Consider the following 17,384-nt stretch of genomic DNA (forward strand, 5'->3'; position numbering starts at 1 on the left):
GGGGGGGGGGGGGGGTCAATTCTGAATGTGACAAATGGGCTGTTCCTTTGTCACATCGGGGACTGCGGAATCGAGGTCTAATACTTTTCCCGAGAAGTGAACGAGTGAAAACGGACTCCCGAAGCATCGACACTTTTGGCGTGCAATTTCCTGCGGTTTTGCCAGTCAAATCCTGCGGTTTTGACGCCTAAAAATGTCAATGCTTCGGGGGTCCAAATACAGCCGTTCACTTCTCGGGAAAAGTATTAGACCTCGAAATATGGGCGGCGTTCGCGAACGGCAACTAGCTTGCGTCCGGTAGCCGGCACTTGGGGCAAAGGGACTGCCCTTTTGCCCCTTCACCATTGCATCGTATCTGGTGTGGAAAAAATATCGCCTGCGTTCTCGCGCCTGCGAAGAGTTCCTGAACCGCTTGAATGGGACGTGACAAAGGGACTGTCCCTTTGTCACATTGATTTGAGAGTGGATGTTGATGAATTTATCGCTGGCCCCTATGGAGGGGATTACCGGGCATGTGTTCCGTCGCGTGCATGCGGAGTGCTTTGGCGCGCTCGATTGTTATTACACGCCGTTTTTGCCGCCGCCGCGGGTGGGCAACCGCTTTGGTGGCAAGGCGTTTAAAGAGGTCGATCCTGCCAATAACCAGGGGCTTAACGTAGTACCTCAGCTGATGTCCAAGAATGCGGACGAGTTTGTGTGGGCGGCGCAGGTGCTCGCCGAGATGGGGTACCGCGAGGTCAATCTCAACCTTGGCTGCCCCTCGGGTACGGTTGTTGCCAAAGGCAAGGGTTCGGGCTTTCTGCGCAACCTGGATGAGCTCGAGGTGTTCTTGAGCGACGTGTGCGAACGCTCACCCTTGCCGGTGTCGGTCAAGACCAGGCTGGGGTTGGAAAGCGATGACGAGTACGAACGCGTGCTCGACCTCTATTGCCGCATGCCGCTGGCAGAGCTGATCGTGCATCCGCGCGTGCAAAAGGACCGTTATACGGGCTCGCCGCGCAAAGAGTTTTACGGCGAGACGTTGGAGCGGGCGCCGTTTCCCGTGGCCTATAACGGCGACATCTTTGATCTTGAGGACATGGATGCGCTGGTGGGGGCCTATCCCGGAACACGCCACGTAATGTTGGGGCGCGGCTTGCTTGCGAATCCCGCGCTGGCTCGCATGGTTAAGGGCGGCCCTGCCGCCACGGCTGCCGACTTGCAGCGCTTCCATGACACGCTGTTTGCGGCCTATGCGGACGAGATTGGAGGCAACGCGGTCTTTCGCATGAAGGAGTGGTGGTTCTACGCCAAATGCGCCTTCGCCGATCCCGCTACCGTGCACAAGCTCGTGCGCAAGACCAAAAAGGTCGATGAATATCGTGCCGCCGTCGAGCGCGTCTTTCGTGAACAGCCGCTTGCGCCTACCGCGCGCTTTTGCGGCTAGTTAGTCATCGGGGACGTTCTTTAACGACTACTCATTTAAGTGCGTCCCCAACGACTATGTTGCAAAAGCTGTACGTCAGCACCCAAAGATGTCGAAAAAAGTCGACTTTGGATGCTGACATACACGTTTGGGTTCGGCGGGGGACTAGGCAATCCTTGCGTCAAGGGTAATGAGCTCCCTGAGCCGCTCTGCGCGTGTCTGCCCATGACGCTTTGCCTTTGCGTCAAATGCTTCAAGAACCGATTCACCCACACGTGCCGATAAAACAACGCTTGGTTCATCGGAAATCGGCGGCCTTCCCAACTTGACGGTGTGGCCCTTTGGCCACTCATCTTTTTCGTATGCCGCTGCGGCTTTTTCTAGCTCACCGGGAGCAAACCCCATCATCTTTTCGAGCTGCTTGGCGTCCATAGTGCCTCCTATCGATCGATTCCGATTTCCCTGAGCACCTTGCGCGTAGGAGGGACAAGGGCGTGGTAAATGATGTAGCCATCCCGATCGGGGCAACATCGAGCGATGAGCTCCATGAGGCGGCTTCTCTTTTTGTATACAATTTTGTAGACAAAAATACAAGTAACTAGTCATTTAAGAACGTCCCCAATGACTACCTGTGGTGGGCCCATGCAAAAAGCTGTACGTCAGCATCCAAAGATGTCGAAAAATGTCGACTTTGGATGCTGACGTACATGTTTGTGCCGTATGGGTTTGTGCGTTGGGGCCGGCCGACCGCAATAGAACGCTAGAGCAGGTTCTTCTGTATCCACGCGATGATGTCGTTCGATTCGTAGGGTGGCGTGCCGTCAATGAACAGGCAGGGAACTTGGCGCTTTCCGCCGACGGCGATGAGCGTCTGCTCGGCATCGGAATCGGTCGAGATATTACGCTCGGGGATGGTCACGCCGTTATCGGCCAGGAAGCGCTTGACCTTTATGCAATACGGGCAGCCGGTCATAACGTAGAGCGCGAGCTCGTGATCAGTAGCCATAGGTCTCCAATCGGTTGAGGTTTCGATTGAAATACCCAAAGCCGCCGCGGTCTATGCACGCGTCAACGACGACTCGATTGCCTGTACCAGAAACGCCGTGGCTCCGGTGCCGCAGGGCTTGTCGTAGTAGTCAACAAAGCGCTGGTCGGCAAGATAACCATTGGCGAGGCCCAGGTATGCTTCGTCCTGGGGCTCGTGTCCCCAGTTAAGGCCAACCCATCGGCGGTGCATTGCGACAAGCTTGCGGGCTTCGTTACTCTTTGGATCGCCGTCGTCCATGGCAATCGAGAGCTGGCCCAAAATCGCGCGCTCGAGTTCTTTCATGTCGTTCCATGTCTCGGGATCCATATCCAGCAGTGCTTCGTTTGCGGCGTCGATCGCCTCGTCGCCATAGCGCGCTCGCGCCTCGGCACCGTAGCGCTCCTCGTTTTCCTGCACGGTGCGCCAGCGCTCCAGTTGGGGCAGCACGGCGCCCATGAGCGAGACGGCCTCGTCGAGTGACATACCGGTGTTTTGCGCCAGACGCGGGGCGCAATCCTCGATCATCGCCTCCATCGTAGTCTCGTAGGTGTACTTGCCGCGGTCGTAGCACCACTTGCAGTAATGGTCGGTCGTGGCGCCCGCGGCATCGGTGCCGCAGTCGTCGGGCGTGAGTATCATGCCGCAGCTCTGGCAATAGTGCTCGGGCATTTCGAGCAGGTGCGACAGCGGTTCTCCGGTTACGGCGGCAATGAGCTTCATCATGTCGATGCCCGGTGTGACCTCGCCGCGTTCCCAACGGCTGACGGCTTGGCGCGTGACGTAGAGCTTGGCGGCGAGCTGCTCTTGGGTGAGATTGTTGGCGCGACGGACGGCGATGAGCTTTTCTGCGAAGGCCATAACGGCTCCTTTCTGCTGGTTGATGGCTTAAGCATACGCGGCGGCAGGCACCCTTCCAAGCAACCGTTGGTTGCATGCAGATGGCGATGAGCGGGAATCGCGGCCCCTCGCCCGCGCACCAGTGCCGTACAATGACCGGCATGGAACCTATTGCACACATACATACCGACCTGCCGCAGAAGTTCGGCATTCCGCGCAACAGCTTTTTGGCGCCTCATCTTGAGGGGCGCATCGTCTTTGAGCAGGAATTTGCCTTTAACGCGGCAGTTGAGGGCCTGGACTCCTTCTCTCACCTATGGCTGCTCTGGCGCTTTGAAAACGGAACGCCCGGCGGCACGGCGGAAGACATCGCCGCCGATGCCAAGGCGCAGGACAGGTCCGGCACCAACGCCAAGTGGTCGAAGACCGTGCGTCCGCCGCGCCTGGGTGGAGCCGAGCGTGTGGGCGTGTTTGCCACACGCAGTCCGTTTCGCCCCAATCCCATCGGGCTTACCTGCGTCAAACTCGATCGTGTCGAGCTTACCGACGACGGCCCTATCATCCATGTGTTGGGGGCCGACCTGCGCGACGGCACGCCCATCTACGATATCAAGCCCTACATTCCGTTTGCAGACTGTCACCCGGACGCGACCGGCGGCTGGATTGAGGACGCGCCGTGGCAAGAGCTTGACGTTAAGATCCCGCAAGCACAACAGGATATGGTCCCACCCGCAAAGCTTCCCGGCCTGGTCGAGGTCCTTCGCCAAGATCCGCGCCGCGCGGGCAGCAAGCACGAGCCAAACCGCGTGTACCATCTGGCCTACGCCGGGCTCGACATATCGTTTACGGTTGACGGAACCAGGCTGACGGTAACCGCCGTCAACGATGCGCAAGACTAGCCGGCCGCACGTCCGCATCTGCTAAATTCAACGCCAAACCCCATGCCAAAATCGCCCGTGCTGGTGGACAATAACGCCTACCGAAACAATCCGCTTTGCACGGGAGCTCAGCATGAAATACGACTTTACTTCGCTTGTCGACCGCCACGGTATGGACGCCATCGCCGTTGACTCCTGGGGCGAGATCCCCGGCATGGCCCCGAACGCGCCCGATGAGGGCTTCGACCGCATCCCCATGTGGGTGGCGGACATGAACTTTGCCACGGTGCCTACGGTCCAGGAGCACATCATTGAGCGCGCCCAGCACCCCATGTTTGGCTATTTCGATCCGCGCGACGAGTACTTCGACCGCATCATCGAATGGCAGAGCCGCCGCAACGGTGTTAAGGGCCTGCTCCCGAAGCATATCGGCTACGAAAACGGCGTACTGGGCGGTGTCGTGTCGACGCTGCGCGCGTATGTCCAGCCGGGCGATGCGGTGCTGGTCCACAGCCCCACCTACATCGGCTTTACCAAGTCCATCGAGGCTGCGGGTTATCGCATTGTCCACAGCCCGCTTAAGCTCGACGACCAGGGCGTGTGGCGCATGGACTTTGAGGACATGGAGCGCAAGCTCGCCCAAAACCACATCCATGCCGCGGTGTTCTGCTCGCCGCACAACCCCTGCGGCCGCGTATGGGAGCGCGATGAAATCGAGCGCGCCATGGACATCTATCGCCAGCACGATTGCGTGGTGATCTCGGACGAGATTTGGTCCGATATCATCCTGCCGGGTCACAAGCATATCCCGACGCAGTCGGTGAGCGAGGATGCCCGCATGCGCACGGTTGCCCTTGATGCGCCCAGTAAGACGTTCAACCTGGCGGGCCTGGTCGGCAGCTACCACATCATCTATAACGAGACGCTGCGCGACCGCGTGAGCGCCGTGTCCAACAAGACCCACTACAACGAGATGAACGTCCTTTCGATGCACGCGCTTATCGGCGCCTACCAGCCGCAGGGCTACGAGTGGGTCGATGAGCTCAACCAGGTCATCCAGGGTAACATCGCCTATTTCTGCGATTACGTGGACGAGCATTTTGAGGGCGTGTCATATTCGCGCCCGCAGGGCACGTATATGGTGTTCCTGGACTGCACCGAGTGGTGCCGCGATCATGGCCACGATATTCAGTGGCTGCTCGACGAGGGCGCGCGTGTGGGCGTGGGCTATCAGGACGGCCGTCCATTCCGTGGACCCTGCCACATTCGCGTGAATCTGGCACTGCCGCTTTCGCGTGTAAGGGAGGCGTGCGAGCGCCTGGACCGCTACGTTTTTGGGGTATAGGGGGCGCTCGATTCGAGTGCTGCCCCATGTGCCCACGCCGTCAAAATGCGTGGGCACATGGGGTGCAGAGGGTAGCGAGCGCGTTTTCGGCATTCGCTACTTTTCATGAATCTGCTTGCCGCAAAGATGTTCAATCGAAATCTCGTAGAGTTGGACGCCCTTTATGTCTTTGGCGATCTCCTCCTCGACTTCTTCGGCAGAAGGGTAGTACTTAAGCGCGAGCTGACGGACTTTGTCCTCGATAAACGCGGGCGCTTCATCTACCAGGCGACAACGACCAAAGACAACGGTACTCATAACGTAGGGAGCCCAGTCGCCGTCCTTGTACCACTCGTTGCCGTAAACGGTAAAGCAGACTTTATCATCATGCTTGAGTGAATCGACCTTGTGGCCAGCCTTGGCGCCATGGAAATAAATCTTGTCGTGCTCGGCGTCAAAGAAGTAGTTGACGGGAATGGCATAGGGGTAGCCATCATCGCCGTTGACGGCAAAGACGCCGCGCTTGCAGGTAGCGAGCAGTTCGCGCGCTTTCTCGTCGGTGATGGCGCGTTTCTTTCGACGTAAGGGCCTAAACATCGTTGGCTTCCTTTCTACTGCGCATGGTGGTTGAGCACAAACTATAGCGAAACAGCCCCGTTTTTCTTGATACAGGCGAGTGTGTTTTTGAGCTTGCTAAAGTCGAGCGGTTTGGGCAGATGGGCGTTCATGCCGGCGTCGTGTGCCGCCTTGGCGTCTTCGGCAAAGGCGTTGGCGGTGAGCGCGATGATGGGGATGTCGGCCGCATCGGCCTTTTCGCTCAGGCGGATCGCGCGGGTTGCCTCGTAGCCGTCCATGCCCGGCATCATGATGTCCATCAGGATCGCATCGAAGCTGCCGGCGGGACGACCAACATATAGATCGACCGTTTCGTTGCCGTCGGCGGCGCGAGTCACGACGATGCCTTCGCTTTCGAGCAGAGCTTGGGCAATCTCGGCATTGAGTTCGTTATCTTCTGCCAAAAGGACGTTCATGCCGGCGAGCGAGCAGCTGGTTACCTGCGTGTCTGCACATTCTTTTATCTGAGGGTTCTTGTCGATATCGAGCGGAATCCGGACGTCAAACGTACTCCCCACGCCAACCTCACTCGAAATCTCAATCGTGCCGCCCATCATATCGATGAGCGATTTGACGATAGACATGCCAATGCCGGTTCCTTGGAACTTGCTGCGCGCATCGTCGCCTTCCTGGGCAAACGGCTCGTAAATGTGTGCCAAAAACTCGGATGTCATACCAATGCCGGTATCCGAGACGCTAAAGCAAAACACGGCGTGCTCGTCGTCGACCGGTTTGATGGTCGATGAGAACGTGACGGTGCCTCCGTGCTTGTTGTACTTGATGCTGTTGTCGAGCAGGTTGACAAGGATCTGCCGAATATGGGTGGGGCTGCCGATCATATATTGGTCGACAGCGTAGGGCTCGCTGGTATCGAGCATGGTTATGCCACGGTCTGATGCGCGGAGCTTGCACAGTACGAGCGCATTGTCGCACAGCTCTTTAAGGTTGAATGATTCGTGCTCGAGCGTCACTTTGCGCTCCTCGATCCTGCCCATCTCGAGGATGTCGTTAATCAGTGACAGCAGGTGATTGGCGGCAACGCGCGCCTTGGCGCGGCTTTCGCGGGCGACCTGCATGTCGCCTTCTCTCAATTCCTCAATTTCGATAAGACCCAGGATGCCGTTGAGCGGCGTGCGGATGTCGTGGCTCATGCGCGTGAGGAAAGCGGTTTTGGCGGCGTTGGCGGCATCGGCTTTCTGCCGTTCCTCCTGTGCGCGGTAAAGCGACCAGACAAGGATGACGATGCCGGTGAGCAAAATGCAGATGACGACTGCCGCAATGACGATGCGGTTGCGGTAGAGAAGTCGGAACGCATCCGATTCTTGCGCCGAGTACGATGTGGGGAAATAGCTGTTTGCAGAGAGCGATTCACCTGCATTGACGATGCCCTTATTGATGATTCCCAGCAGCTCGGGCTTGCCGCGCGAAATTAAACACGATAGTTGCGCCGTGTTGGTGAGTTCCTGTGTTTCGAAATCCTCGATGTCGTAGATGTCGCGGAGAGTTTCCAGGCGCGTGCTGGGGACAATGATGCAACGTGCCTTCCCCTCATTGAGGGCTTTGAGCACCTCGCCGTCATTCGAATACTCGGTTACCGTTGCGTTCGGAAAGAGACTTTCGAGCTCAAAACGGTTAACGATTGTGCTCTTTGTACAAGCGATGTTCTTAAGGTCGCTGTTCAGGTTTTTGCCACTGTGAATGGCGGTCAGCGAAACCGTTCCCATCGAGTTTGACTGGATGACCCCTGTCTGCTCGGCGAGCCAGTAGTCGCGAAACAACGGCAGGGCGACATCGATGGTTCCGTTGGAAAGGGCTTTGATCATTTGCTTGTTGTTCGAGAGTGCGATTGTTTTGACCGTAATGTCAAACTTGTCGTGCAACGTCGTTGCAAGCGAGGCGAGCGACCCTTCCATCTCGCCGTCGTCATTTTGCGTACAGTAGGGAAGTTGGTTTTTAAGATAGCCGAGCGTGATGGTATTGCCGTTTTCTTTGAGCCAGGTGGTCTCGGTGCCGGTGAGCGATGACGAGCCACTGTTTTGGGTCGAGTAACTCGTTTTGACTTCCTCGTTATAGCGCGGGTTATCGCGGGCGATGGTCGTCATGGCGGCGTTGATGTCGTTCATCAGGTCAGGGCGGCTTTTGGGAACGGCAAAATAGTAGTCGCTCGAGCCTACGTAGAACATGGGTGACGCATCGGGCGACGAAATGGTGTCGTTCATGATGACGGCGTCGACCTCGCCGTCTGCAAGCGCCTCAAAGAGGGCGCTGCCGGTGTCGATTTCTTTATAGGTGCAGGTAACGTCTTCGTTGGCGAGCCACTGCTGGCCGACGATAGTTTGCATAACGCCAGAGTTGCAGCCGATGGTGAGGCCTTGGAGCGCCTGGGGGTCACCCTTGGCCAGATCGTCGCGGTCGGGCCTGGCGTAGATGTAGTAGCGCTCGGTGCCCTCGGGGTTCGAGGAAAAGAGCAGCTTCTGCTCGCGTTCTGCCGAATACGAGATGTTGGGCATGAGGTCGATTTCGCCTGCTTCGAGCATGTCCATAAGCTCGGAGAAGGTGCCGCTAACGTATTCGTATTGCCAGCCCTTTGTGTAATACGAGAGGGTCTGGAGGTACTCGTAGCCCCATCCCGAAAGTCGCTCGCCCGGCATGCCTTCCTGGAAGCCTTTGTTGTTGACGAGCCAGCCAACGCGGACTGTCTTGACCTGCTGGTCGGAGTCGGCGGCAAAGGCGGGGGCGGGCATGACGGCGCTCAGTATGGCGAGCGCGGCAAGCGCGACGGCCAGGGTGCGATATAGAGCCAAGCGAAGGACGGCGGAAGGTTTCACATGAAATCCTATCGAGTTGAGACAATTTCGCATAAGGATACCAGCTCAGCCTGCCCATTCAGCCGCCGCACCGCTAAACGGTCACTCCCGGCAGTTGGGGACAGTCCCTTTCTGCCGGCAGAAAGGGAACGTCCCCAACTGCCGGGTGTGGGACAATAACGAGCGAATGTGATTGGGCGTCTGGGAAAAGGGGTCGCGATGAACAAGTTGAGGACGCTTGCCGACGTGTTGCGCCAGGCTGGCTTTGCACGCATCACGGGCCTGTTTCTCGTCTTCTATCTGCTGTGCTCGACAGCCGTCTGGCTGTCCGAGCCCACGACCCTTACGTTTGGCGACGGCCTCTGGTTTAGCTTTGAGACCGTATCGACCATCGGCTTTGGCGATATCCCGGCCGAGACGCCGGTTGCCCGCGCTATCACTGTCGTTTTGAGCGTCATCAGCATCTTCTACATCGCCATGCTCACGGGCGTGGCGGTGAACTACTGCAATACGCTCATCAAGATGCGCCAAAAGGACACCATGGCGCGCTTTATGGACGATCTTGAGCATTTGGAAGAGCTCGATCGTGACGAGCTTGCCGACCTATCGCGCCGTGTGCGTGAATATCGCCGACGCCAACGCTAGAACGGGCGCCGCGCGTCACGATGAGGGGGACTAAATATGAATATCACGGTATACCTGGGCGCCAGCGTTGGTAACGACCCAGCATTTTTGCCTGCGGTGCAAGAGCTAGGCAACTGGATTGGCTCCAACGGGCACGCGCTGGTATACGGCGGGTCCAAATCGGGCCTGATGGGTGCGCTCGCCGATAGCGTACTCGATGCCGGTGGACACGTGACGGGCGTGGAGCCGAGCTTTTTTATCGAGGCCGAGTTTCAGCACGATGGCATCGACGACCTCATCGTGACGAGCGACATGGCCGAGCGCAAGGCCAAGATGATTGAGCTCGGTGACGCGTTCATCGCCTTTCCCGGTGGGACGGGTACGCTCGAGGAGATTGCCGAGGTCATGTCCGCCGTGTCGTTGGGGCATCTCGATGCGACGTGCATCCTGTACAACCTCGGGGGCTACTACAACGATCTCAAGGCGCTGCTCGGACACATGATTGATAAAGGGCTTTCGAGTCCGAGGCGCCAGCAAGGCATTTACTTTGCCGACGATTTGCGCGAGATTGCCTCGATTATTAACGGATAAGTCTTGAGCCTGCCCCACTATGACTCCCAATGGTGTCGTTTGCGGCGCAGACGGTTGGCTCGTTCGGGCAACGCTCGCTCTACAATAAAACGTATCTTTGTCGATTTTGACCACGGGAGGTCCCGATGGACAACCTTGCAAAACCCAAAAACCGTGCGCTGTTTTTAGTGAGCGTGGCCGTGACCGGTGCGTTTGCGGGCGCCGCGGTCTGGCTGTTTTTCTTTGCGATGGAGCACGGTATCGACTATCTATGGACCGAGATCCCTCATATGCTGGGCGTCGCTTCGCCCGAGCTCGCGAGCGGTCCGTTCGGTTTTTTGCCGTACCCGTTTTTCGTCTGCCTGCTGGGCGGCCTGCTGATCGGTCTGTACGAAAAGATGACGGGCACCAAGACTGATGACCTCAACCAGGTGATGGCCAAGGTTAAGCAAGACGGTCGCTACCCGTACGACAACCTCGGCAAGCTTTCGCTTGCGGCATTGCTGCCGCTGCTGTTTGGCGGAAGCATTGGACCGGAGGCCGGCCTGACCGGCGTTATCGCGGGTCTGTGCAGCTGGGTCGGCGACCGCATGCGTCGCTTTGACGCCGAGTTTAGGCAGCTCACGCTGCTGGGTACCCAAGCTGCCCTAACGGCGCTCTTCACCGCTCCCATCTTTGGCTTTGTGGCGCCGCTCGCCGGTAGCGCCGATGGTCGGGGCGCTGGCGAGGACTCCGCGTCCGACGAGATCACCATCAAGCTGCCCAAGGCGCAAAAGACCGTGGTCTACGGCATCGCGATTGCCGGCGGCCTGGGCACCTATCTGCTGCTCGGCCAGCTTATGGGTGGCGGCATGGGCATGCCGAGGTTCGAGGCTGCCGAGGTGGGCAACCTGGAACTTGTCTGGCTCATTCCGCTGGCGTTGGTCGGCACCGTATGCGGTTGGCTGTACTTTGTCTCCGAGCATGCAAGTGAGGCGCTGTCCCATGCAATAGGGGAGCGCCCCGTCGTCAAGGCCATGCTGGCTGGTCTGGCGCTCGCCATCTGCGGCACAGTTCTGCCTTATACCATGTTTGCCGGTGAGACCCAGGCCGACGTACTTATGGAGACCTACCTCACCATCCCCGCCGGTGTGCTCATCGCGACCGGTCTTGTCAAGGCCATGCTGACCCCCGCCCTCATCAATATGGGCTGGCGTGGCGGCCACTTCTTCCCGGTTATCTTTTCGGGCGTGAGCTTGGGCCACGGCTTCGCTATCCTTACCGGCGCCGATCCGGTCTTTTGCGTCGCCGTCTGCACGGCCTCGACGATGGGCGCCGTTATGCGTCAGCCGGTCATGGTTGTGGGCTTGCTGCTCATGTGTTTCCCGCTCAAGGGTATCGTCTGCATGATCATCGCCGCCGTTATCGCCGCTGGCATTCCGCTGCCCAAGCCGCTGCGCAAGTAGCACGGCGGCGCACGGTCAATACAAACATCTCAAGCCCGGTGTGAGGGTGTTCAACTTGAGCTTGTGCCCTTTGACGGGTCGTTATTTTCAAAATGCTGCTGTAATCCACGACACGGGTTGAGCGCCTTCCCAATAATGGGCCACGCCGATCTGTGGCGCATGTCCGATGATACCGCGCCTGCCTACAGGTCGCGTGCTCGATAGACCTTGGTACTGATGGCGCAACTCAGTGCAAAGAGCACGAGGGCCAGTACGGCAATTCCTGCGCACAGGCAGCCGAGGACGGCGGGATCGGGATTTGCTCCGGCAATCGACATAAGCCAGTTGCTAATGGGGTTGGAGGAGCTCAGCGTGGCCATGGCAAAGCACCCGAGCAGGGCAAACAGGCCAACGGATAGGCGCAGCGCCTCCATGTGTCCAAGGCGAAAGAACAGCGGCTGCGCCAAAAACACCATCATGAGGGAGATGAGCATCGATGCTGCCGAGGCTATTGCGATCTCAAAGACCGTCTGTCCCGTCGAAGGAATGCCCGCGCTGTTGAAGAGCGGGATGGCGACGATACTCAAAAGCGTAGCTGCACATGCCATGGCGGCGGAGAAGACAATAACGCTCAGGTAGCGGGCACAAATAATGTCTTTGCGCGAGAAGGGCAGCGTTGCCCGATAACGCTCCCATCCGTTTTGATTGTCGAAGCCGGCCAGCGAGCTCATGACCATGATGGGTGACATGGCGCTGACCGCGCAGGCGCCGGCGCTCATGCCGGAATCGCCGTCCGATGCGTTGGCAAGGGTCAGCACGACGAATATGAACAAGCCGACACCCGCAATGCTCGGGACAAGTGAGCGAACGATGGCGAGCTCGGACATAAAGGCGCGTTTCATTTCGAAGCCCCTTTCAGCGTGAGGCGCAGATAGTCATCAATGGTTGCCCGGTCGCAGGGAATCTCGGGAAAGGCCTCGAGCGCCTCGCGACGGTTGGGCACGAGCACGTCCACGCTATAGGCGTGGTGGGCGGCGCGAGCGCCTTCGACGCAAGCCATAAGCTCGGCGGCCTGTGCTTGGGTGCAGTGGGCGATGCCGGCGCGGTCGGTAATGTCCTCGCGCGGCAGGTCAAACACAATCGAACCGTTATCGATGCAGATGACGCGGTCGGCGGCGCGATCGAGGTCGGACGTAATGTGGCTCGAGAGCAGCACACTGTGCTGGCCGTCGGCGACAAAGGCGAGCAGCTCATCGAGCAGCTCCTCGCGCGCCATGGGATCGAGGCCCGCAGTGGCTTCGTCCAAAACGAGCAGCTTGGCATTGTGGCTGAGCGCGCAGGCGAGCTGCAGCTTCATGCCCATGCCGCGGGAGAGGTCTTTTACCTTGGCTTTGGGATCAAGGCCAAATCGGTCGATAAATCTGGCGAATGTTTCGCGACTCCATGTGGGGTACGCCGGGCCTACGAGCGTCTCGATCTGGCCCACCTTGAGCGTGGAGGGGAAAGGACACGTGTCCAGGACAAGACCGACGCGGGAGCGCAGGTGACGCTGTGCCTCGCCGGGCGCGTTGGCGTCGCAGTGCTGTCCAAACAGATGCACCTCGCCGGCATCGAGCTTTATAAGCCCGAGCGCGGCGCGAATGGTCGTTGTCTTGCCGGCGCCGTTTGCGCCCACAAAGCCGACAATCTGGCCGGGCTCCACGGTGAGTGTGACATCGCGTAGCGAAAAGCGGTCGCTTACGCGGCGTGAAACGCCTTTGAGTTCTAGCAAGTTTTGCATGGTATAGCCTTTCTTGCAGATGGCTACTGCATGGTCTCGGGGGCTACAAGGTCGAGCATTTCGTGCAATTTGTCGCGCGTGACGCCCAGGGTTTCGGCCTGCGTAGCGGCCTGCGCAAGCAACTCTTCGATATGGCAGAGCTGGTTTTCGCGCAAGAGTTCCTGGTTTCCCTCGGCGACAAAGCAGCCCTTGCCCTGCACGGTGCAGATAAAACCGAGTTGCTCCAGGTCGGCATAGGCGCGCTTGGTGGTGATGACGCTCACGCCCAGGTCGCTCGCCAGCGCGCGGATACTGGGGAGCTTGGCTCCCGCAGCGAGTGAGCCCGAAAGGATCTGGGCTTTGACCTGCGAGGTTATCTGCTCGTAGATGGGCTTGTCGCTCGAATTGGATAGGATGATGTCCACAGCGGCTCCTTAGCTGTTGGGCTACACGTGTATATAACCGGTAAGCACAGTATATATACACTATGCACAGTTGCGCAAGAGGGAAATATGGGCTCGTCTGTCCCTCCGTTCGTTTATCTCGATCTGTAACATCTGAAGTCAATTTTGGCGGCTAGATGTTACAGATCGAGACAGCCTCGATCTTCCTGCTGGTTTATCTCAATCTGTAACACTTAGGCCTGATTTTGATGGCTAGATGTTACAGATTGAGACATTGGCTGCCCGCCTGCCAGTTTGTCTCGATCTGTAACAGGTAGGGGCTCAAAACCCGTCTTACTGTTACAGATCGAGACAATCCTTGAGGCGGCTGCCCGCTACAGAGCGAGCTCAGCTGATGAATTTGTCCTGATAGGTGCCCTATGGCGGGATTTCGCGGCTACAATGGTGCGGTTACAACGACGTAATGCACTCAATGCAAGAAAGGATCCGCATGGCAAGCCTGTCGGATGAAATCTCGTCGCGCCGCACGTTCGCGATTATCAGCCACCCGGACGCCGGTAAGACCACGCTTACCGAGAAGCTGCTGCTCTATACCGGCAGCATCCAGACTGCCGGCTCGGTCAAGGGCAAGAGCTCGGCCAAGCATGCCGTCTCGGACTGGATGGACATCGAGAAGGAGCGCGGTATTTCCGTTACCTCCTCGGTGCTGCAGTTCACCTACAACGGCGCCTGCGTCAACATCCTCGATACCCCCGGCCACCAGGACTTCTCGGAGGATACCTACCGTACCCTTATGGCCGCCGACGCCGCAGTCATGGTCATCGACGGCGCTAAGGGCGTCGAGGCCCAGACCAAAAAGCTCTTTAAGGTCTGTACGCTGCGCCATATTCCCATCTTTACCTTTGTGAACAAGCTCGACCACGAGGCTCGCGATCCGTTTGAGCTCATGGAAGAGATCGAGAACGTCCTGGGTATCAATACGTATCCCATGAACTGGCCGATCGGCAGCGGGCGCAACTTCCGCGGCGTGTTCGATCGTCAGACCCGTCGCGTCATTGCCTTTGAGGGCGACGGCCACGCCAACGCCACCAAGAAGGTCGCCGAGGTCGAGGCCGAGCTGGGCGATCCGGCCATGGACGAGCTTATTGGCGAGGAGAACCACAAGAACCTGATGGACGACATCGAGCTGCTCGATGGCGCCGGTGACGAGCTCGACCTGGATGCCGTGGCCTGCGGCAAGCTGAGCCCGGCGTTCTTTGGCTCGGCACTCACCAACTTTGGTGTGGAGCCCTTCCTTAAAGAGTTCCTGCGTCTGGCCCCGACGCCGCGCGCCTATACCGATACACTCACCAGCGAGCCGGTCGCGCCCGCCGAGAACGACTTTAGCGGCTTCGTGTTTAAGATCCAGGCCAACATGGACAAGAACCATCGCGATCGCATTGCCTTTGTGCGCATTTGCTCGGGCAAGTTCGAGCGCGGCATGGATGCCTTCCATGTGCAGGGCAACCGCAAGCTCAAGCTTGCCACGGGCACGTCGATGATGGCCGATGACCGCGCCATCGTGGACGAGGCGTACGCGGGCGATATCGTGGGCTTGTTCGACCCGGGTATCTTTAGCATCGGCGACACCGTGTGCTCCGGCAAGCGCCACGTGCAGTATCCGCAGATCCCGACGTTTGCCCCCGAGATGTTTGCCCGCATTACGCAGGTCGACACGCTCAAGCGCAAGCAGTTTGTGAAGGGCATGGAGGAGCTTGCCCAGGAGGGCGCCATCCAGATCTTCCGCGAGCTGGGTGCCGGCATGGAGAGCGTCATCGTGGGCGTGGTCGGCGTGCTGCAGTTTGAGGTACTCGAGCGCCGCCTCAAGGCCGAGTACCGTGTTGAGGTTCGTCGCCAGCCGCTGCCCTATACGGACATCCGCTGGATCCAAAACGACCCCGACACCATCGATATCCCGGGCCTTTCGCTCACGCGCGATACCCTGCGCGTCGAGGACATGCGCGGCGGCAAACTGCTGCTGTTCACGAGCCCGTGGAACGTGGACTGGGCTACCGACCACAACCCCGACCTTGTCCTGTCGGAGTTCGGCAACGTAACGTTTTAGCGCACCGGGGCGGTGATCCTGTGGGGCCGCCGCGCCGTTTGCTTGCCTGCCGCCGCGTGAGCGGCTATCATACCCACCGTCGCCTCAAGACCGTGGCGGCCGAGCAGTTCGGGTCCGATATCCTGCTCGTTAAACCTAAAACCAAAGGAGTACATAATGATCAAGAAGGTCATGGAGGACTACAAGGTCCTGTTGCGGAGCATTCCCGCGGCAACGGTTTCGCTGTTTATCGTGAGCGTTATCATGATGAACCTGCTGGCCAACAAAGAGCTCATCAGCCTGCCGTATCTGGCACTCGATTGCGGCTTTGTGGTGAGCTGGGTTTCGTTTTTGTGCCAGGACATGATCTGCAAGCGCTTTGGCGCCAAGGCATCCATCAAAATCTCTATCCTCGCACTGCTGGTCAACCTGGCTGTGAGCCTGTGCTTTTGGGCATGCTCGCTCACGCCCGGCATGTGGGGCGCCTACTACGACACGGGTATGATCGAGGTCAACACCGCCCTTAACGCCACCATCGGCGGCACCTGGTACGTGGTGTTTGGATCTTCGCTCGCCATGCTCGTCTCTGCCGTCGTTAACTCCACGCTCAACCAGTCGCTCGGCCGTATGCTCAAAAAGAATAACTTTGCGAGCTTTGCCTTCCGCTCCTATGTGTCTACAGGCGTTGGCCAGTTTATCGACAACCTGGTCTTTGCCATTGTGGTGAGCCACACGTTCTTTGGTTGGACCTGGGTGCAGGTCCTTATGTGCTCGCTGACCGGCGCTGTTGCCGAGCTGCTGTGCGAGGTCTTCCTGAGCCCTGTGGGCTACAAGGTCGTGCGCGGCTGGGAGCGCGAGAATGTGGGCGCCGAGTATCTCGAGCGCCACGCAACCGCCTAAGGAGCAAATATGCGGGTTTTGATCACGGGCGCTTCGGGCGGCATTGGAGCCGCGTGCGTGCAGCGCTTTTTGGACGAGGGCCACGAGGTCGTGGGCTTTGATTTGCTGCCGGCAGCGATCGAGCACGAGCGCTATCGCCATCTGATCGTCGATGTCCGCGAGCCGGACTCGTTTCCAGGCGAGCTTGAACCCCAGGTGATCGTGAATGTTGCTGGTACGCAGGACTCGGCCGACGATATTGCCGCCAACCTGTGCGGCACCATCAACGTGACCGAGCGCTACGCCTTTGTGGGGGAGGGGCTTGCCGCCAAGCCGGCGCCGGCTATTACATCCGTGGTCAATGTGGGGTCGGCGAGCGGGCATACGGGATCGGAGTTTCCCGCCTATGCTGCCAGCAAGGGCGGCGTTATCGCCTACACCAAAAACCTTGCAAACCGCCTAGCACCGCAGGCCATCGCCAACAGTGTGGACCCGGGCGGCGTTATCACGCCGCTCAACCGTTGCGTGATGGAAGACGAGCACCTGTGGAACCAGATTATGGAGCTCACGCCGCTTAAACGCTGGGCCACCGCCCAAGAGATCGCCGAGTGGATCTACTTTGTGGGCGTGACCAACCGGTTTATGACCGGGCAGAGCCTGCTGATCGATGGCGGCGAGGCCGGCCGCACCCAGTTTATCTGGCCCGAGTAGAAAACGCGCCCGATGGAAATCCGTCGGGCGCGTTTTT

17 protein-coding genes are annotated in these 17,384 nt (G+C 58.7%); 9 read left to right on the forward strand and 8 right to left on the reverse strand.

Going from position 1 to position 17,384, the window contains the following annotated elements:
- Positions 1–472: 472 nt before the first annotated feature.
- Entirely contained in the window at positions 473–1,426 is a 954-nt protein-coding gene (locus DW024_RS01020) for a tRNA-dihydrouridine synthase (protein ID WP_118376741.1), read from the forward strand.
- 144 nt (positions 1,427–1,570) lie between these two features.
- On the opposite strand, the gene DW024_RS01025 is transcribed toward DW024_RS01020, so the two are convergent.
- The 3 genes from DW024_RS01025 to DW024_RS01035 all read right to left on the reverse strand — a co-directional run bounded on the left by DW024_RS01025 (position 1,571) and on the right by DW024_RS01035 (position 3,290).
- Positions 1,571–1,837, reverse strand: coding sequence for a ribbon-helix-helix protein, CopG family (locus DW024_RS01025; protein ID WP_117645840.1), 267 nt, complete (start codon positions 1,835–1,837; stop codon positions 1,571–1,573).
- Positions 1,838–2,165: 328 nt separating this feature from the next.
- Positions 2,166–2,411, reverse strand: coding sequence for a glutaredoxin (locus DW024_RS01030; protein WP_118376742.1), 246 nt, complete (start codon positions 2,409–2,411; stop codon positions 2,166–2,168).
- A gap of 51 nt (positions 2,412–2,462) precedes the next feature.
- Positions 2,463–3,290 carry a TipAS antibiotic-recognition domain-containing protein gene (locus tag DW024_RS01035; protein ID WP_118376743.1) on the reverse strand — a complete coding sequence of 276 codons (828 nt, stop codon included), beginning with the start codon at positions 3,288–3,290 and terminating at the stop codon, positions 2,463–2,465.
- 140 nt (positions 3,291–3,430) lie between these two features.
- Between DW024_RS01035 and DW024_RS01040 the strand changes: the two genes are divergently transcribed.
- Together DW024_RS01040 and DW024_RS01045 are read left to right on the forward strand one after the other, a co-directional pair.
- Positions 3,431–4,168: a tRNA (N6-threonylcarbamoyladenosine(37)-N6)-methyltransferase TrmO gene (locus tag DW024_RS01040; RefSeq protein WP_233541292.1), complete on the forward strand. Its 738-nt coding sequence runs from the start codon at positions 3,431–3,433 to the stop codon at positions 4,166–4,168.
- A gap of 112 nt (positions 4,169–4,280) precedes the next feature.
- Entirely contained in the window at positions 4,281–5,492 is a 1,212-nt protein-coding gene (locus tag DW024_RS01045; RefSeq protein WP_118376745.1) for a MalY/PatB family protein, read from the forward strand.
- A 96-nt stretch (positions 5,493–5,588) separates the two neighbouring features.
- Here the strand turns inward: DW024_RS01045 and DW024_RS01050 are convergent, their stop codons facing one another.
- Positions 5,589–6,068 (reverse strand): pyridoxamine 5'-phosphate oxidase family protein, encoded by a 480-nt coding sequence (locus tag DW024_RS01050; protein ID WP_055252525.1) that lies wholly within the window; start codon positions 6,066–6,068, stop codon positions 5,589–5,591.
- 41 nt (positions 6,069–6,109) lie between these two features.
- Positions 6,110–8,914: a transporter substrate-binding domain-containing protein gene (locus tag DW024_RS01055; protein ID WP_158572102.1), complete on the reverse strand. Its 2,805-nt coding sequence runs from the start codon at positions 8,912–8,914 to the stop codon at positions 6,110–6,112.
- 198 nt (positions 8,915–9,112) lie between these two features.
- Between DW024_RS01055 and DW024_RS01060 the strand changes: the two genes are divergently transcribed.
- The 3 genes from DW024_RS01060 (at position 9,113) to DW024_RS01070 (ending at position 11,532) form a co-directional block, all read left to right on the forward strand.
- Positions 9,113–9,538, forward strand: coding sequence for a potassium channel family protein (locus DW024_RS01060; RefSeq protein WP_055252221.1), 426 nt, complete (start codon positions 9,113–9,115; stop codon positions 9,536–9,538).
- A gap of 36 nt (positions 9,539–9,574) precedes the next feature.
- A complete protein-coding gene (locus DW024_RS01065; RefSeq protein ID WP_118376747.1) occupies positions 9,575–10,108 on the forward strand; it encodes a TIGR00730 family Rossman fold protein in 534 nt (177 codons plus the stop codon).
- A 125-nt stretch (positions 10,109–10,233) separates the two neighbouring features.
- Positions 10,234–11,532: a chloride channel protein gene (locus DW024_RS01070; RefSeq protein WP_118376748.1), complete on the forward strand. Its 1,299-nt coding sequence runs from the start codon at positions 10,234–10,236 to the stop codon at positions 11,530–11,532.
- Positions 11,533–11,714: 182 nt separating this feature from the next.
- Here DW024_RS01070 and DW024_RS01075 read toward each other — a convergent pair whose 3' ends face one another.
- The 3 genes from DW024_RS01075 to DW024_RS01085 are packed head-to-tail and all read right to left on the reverse strand — an operon-like array spanning position 11,715 to position 13,695.
- Entirely contained in the window at positions 11,715–12,413 is a 699-nt protein-coding gene (locus DW024_RS01075) for an ABC-2 transporter permease (RefSeq protein ID WP_118376749.1), read from the reverse strand.
- Complete coding sequence (locus tag DW024_RS01080; RefSeq protein WP_117582837.1) at positions 12,410–13,291, reverse strand: ABC transporter ATP-binding protein; 882 nt, start codon at positions 13,289–13,291, stop codon at positions 12,410–12,412. Before DW024_RS01080 ends, DW024_RS01075 begins: the two co-directional genes overlap by 4 nt.
- 23 nt (positions 13,292–13,314) lie before the next feature.
- Positions 13,315–13,695, reverse strand: coding sequence for a GntR family transcriptional regulator (locus DW024_RS01085; RefSeq protein WP_117582838.1), 381 nt, complete (start codon positions 13,693–13,695; stop codon positions 13,315–13,317).
- Positions 13,696–14,164: 469 nt separating this feature from the next.
- Between DW024_RS01085 and DW024_RS01090 the strand changes: the two genes are divergently transcribed.
- The 3 genes from DW024_RS01090 to DW024_RS01100 all read left to right on the forward strand — a co-directional run bounded on the left by DW024_RS01090 (position 14,165) and on the right by DW024_RS01100 (position 17,347).
- Positions 14,165–15,778 (forward strand): peptide chain release factor 3, encoded by a 1,614-nt coding sequence (locus DW024_RS01090; RefSeq protein WP_117717017.1) that lies wholly within the window; start codon positions 14,165–14,167, stop codon positions 15,776–15,778.
- Between the two features lie 156 nt (positions 15,779–15,934).
- Positions 15,935–16,657, forward strand: coding sequence for a VUT family protein (locus DW024_RS01095; RefSeq protein ID WP_233541293.1), 723 nt, complete (start codon positions 15,935–15,937; stop codon positions 16,655–16,657).
- Positions 16,658–16,666: 9 nt separating this feature from the next.
- Positions 16,667–17,347, forward strand: a complete 681-nt coding sequence (locus tag DW024_RS01100; protein WP_117757275.1) for an SDR family NAD(P)-dependent oxidoreductase — start codon at positions 16,667–16,669, stop codon at positions 17,345–17,347.
- Positions 17,348–17,384: the final 37 nt, after the last annotated feature.

Source organism: Collinsella sp. AF37-9 (assembly GCF_003475115.1).
In the GTDB taxonomy this organism is placed as follows: Bacteria; Actinomycetota; Coriobacteriia; order Coriobacteriales; family Coriobacteriaceae; genus Collinsella.

What these genes read in the sequence shown, in the direction of transcription:
- DW024_RS01020 (WP_118376741.1), top strand. Translation starts at nt 473, where the DNA reads ATGAATTTATCGCTGGCCCCTATGGAGGGGATTACCGGGCATGTGTTC.
- DW024_RS01025 (WP_117645840.1), bottom strand. Translation starts at nt 1,837, where the DNA reads ATGGACGCCAAGCAGCTCGAAAAGATGATGGGGTTTGCTCCCGGTGAG.
- DW024_RS01030 (WP_118376742.1), bottom strand. Translation starts at nt 2,411, where the DNA reads ATGGCTACTGATCACGAGCTCGCGCTCTACGTTATGACCGGCTGCCCG.
- DW024_RS01035 (WP_118376743.1), bottom strand. Translation starts at nt 3,290, where the DNA reads ATGGCCTTCGCAGAAAAGCTCATCGCCGTCCGTCGCGCCAACAATCTC.
- DW024_RS01040 (WP_233541292.1), top strand. Translation starts at nt 3,431, where the DNA reads ATGGAACCTATTGCACACATACATACCGACCTGCCGCAGAAGTTCGGC.
- DW024_RS01045 (WP_118376745.1), top strand. Translation starts at nt 4,281, where the DNA reads ATGAAATACGACTTTACTTCGCTTGTCGACCGCCACGGTATGGACGCC.
- DW024_RS01050 (WP_055252525.1), bottom strand. Translation starts at nt 6,068, where the DNA reads ATGTTTAGGCCCTTACGTCGAAAGAAACGCGCCATCACCGACGAGAAA.
- DW024_RS01060 (WP_055252221.1), top strand. Translation starts at nt 9,113, where the DNA reads ATGAACAAGTTGAGGACGCTTGCCGACGTGTTGCGCCAGGCTGGCTTT.
- DW024_RS01065 (WP_118376747.1), top strand. Translation starts at nt 9,575, where the DNA reads ATGAATATCACGGTATACCTGGGCGCCAGCGTTGGTAACGACCCAGCA.
- DW024_RS01070 (WP_118376748.1), top strand. Translation starts at nt 10,234, where the DNA reads ATGGACAACCTTGCAAAACCCAAAAACCGTGCGCTGTTTTTAGTGAGC.
- DW024_RS01075 (WP_118376749.1), bottom strand. Translation starts at nt 12,413, where the DNA reads ATGAAACGCGCCTTTATGTCCGAGCTCGCCATCGTTCGCTCACTTGTC.
- DW024_RS01080 (WP_117582837.1), bottom strand. Translation starts at nt 13,291, where the DNA reads ATGCAAAACTTGCTAGAACTCAAAGGCGTTTCACGCCGCGTAAGCGAC.
- DW024_RS01090 (WP_117717017.1), top strand. Translation starts at nt 14,165, where the DNA reads ATGGCAAGCCTGTCGGATGAAATCTCGTCGCGCCGCACGTTCGCGATT.
- DW024_RS01095 (WP_233541293.1), top strand. Translation starts at nt 15,935, where the DNA reads ATGATCAAGAAGGTCATGGAGGACTACAAGGTCCTGTTGCGGAGCATT.
- DW024_RS01100 (WP_117757275.1), top strand. Translation starts at nt 16,667, where the DNA reads ATGCGGGTTTTGATCACGGGCGCTTCGGGCGGCATTGGAGCCGCGTGC.